Consider the following 1279-nt stretch of genomic DNA (forward strand, 5'->3'; position numbering starts at 1 on the left):
GCAGGGCTGTCCGGGGAAAGTTTTGAGTGAATCGAAATGCCGCATGTGCATGCCCCGTAAAACGGGGTTTGTCCGTCTTCTCTCTGGTTGTCGAGACTCAGAAAAGGAACGGGGCATGCGCTTTGCACCTAGCATCTTCGGGCAGCTTCTTGAAGCCATGGATCGCCGTCAATTCCAAGCCATTGTGGATCGTCACGACGGCGATGCCTACGACAAATCGTTCAGGAGTTGGGATCATCTGGTGGTGTTGATCTATGCCCAGTTCTGCGGCAGCGACAGCCTGCGTGGCCTGGAAGCCGGTTGGAATGCCAACAGCCAGCATCATTACCACCTGGGCAGCGGTCCGCTGATGCGTTCGACCTTGTCGGATGCCAACAGACGGCGCCCGGTCGCCATTTTTGCCGAGGCCTTCAGCCTGGTGGCGGGCCTGCTCGACCGGCAGACGCGGCAAGAGGGTAAAGAAATGCTGCGGCTGATCGATTCGACCCCCATTCCGCTCGGCAAGCTGTGCGAGTGGGCCAAGTCGAACGGACGCATCCGCGGCATGAAGGTCCATGTCGTCTATGACCCGAAGGCCGACCATCCGCGCGTCCTCGACATCACCGACGCCAACGTCAACGACGCCCAGATCGGCCGCCGGATCACCATCGAGCCCGCGGCGACCTATGTGTTCGACAAGGGCTATTGCCACTATGGCTGGTGGACGGCGATCGCCGAGGCCGGGTCGGTCTTCGTAACGCGGCCCAAGACCAACATGGGGCTGGCGCAGCTGTGCAACCGCCCCGTGGCCGAGCCGCAGGGCGACGGCTTCCTGGTCCTGGAAGACAGTGAGGTGAACCTGGTCAGCAAGGGCGCTTGCAAGCTGCCGATACGCCTGCGGCGCCTGCGCATCCAACGCCAGGAAGGCGACACCATCATGCTTTTGAGCAACGACATGGAGCGCTCCGCAGTCGAGATCGGGCAGCTCTACAAAGGCCGCTGGCAAATCGAGCTTCTGTTCCGCTGGATCAAGCAGCACCTCAAGATCGGCAAGTTCCTGGGCAACAACGGCAATGCAATCCGCCTGCAGCTCTTCGCGGCAATGATCGCCTATGCACTGCTGCGCATCGTCGCGCGCGCCCGAGGTGTCACCATTCCAATCCTGCGGTTCACAGAGCTGGTCGCCCAATACTTGTTCGGGCGGCGAAAAATAAACGCCATCGATAAGCCGCCGCCGGTCAATCCGAGCCGACCAAGAGACCGATCCTCCCTCAATCAGATGGCCTTCATATATGAATAA

1 protein-coding gene is annotated in these 1279 nt (G+C 60.4%); it reads left to right on the top strand.

The annotated features are described in order from the left end of the window. The first annotated feature begins 115 nt into the window (after positions 1–115). Positions 116–1279, top strand: a complete 1164-nt coding sequence (locus tag NKI20_RS33555; RefSeq protein ID WP_352838280.1) for an IS4 family transposase — start codon at positions 116–118, stop codon at positions 1277–1279.

The organism is Mesorhizobium sp. M0830, from assembly GCF_040319965.1.
Taxonomy (GTDB): domain Bacteria; phylum Pseudomonadota; class Alphaproteobacteria; order Rhizobiales; family Rhizobiaceae; genus Mesorhizobium.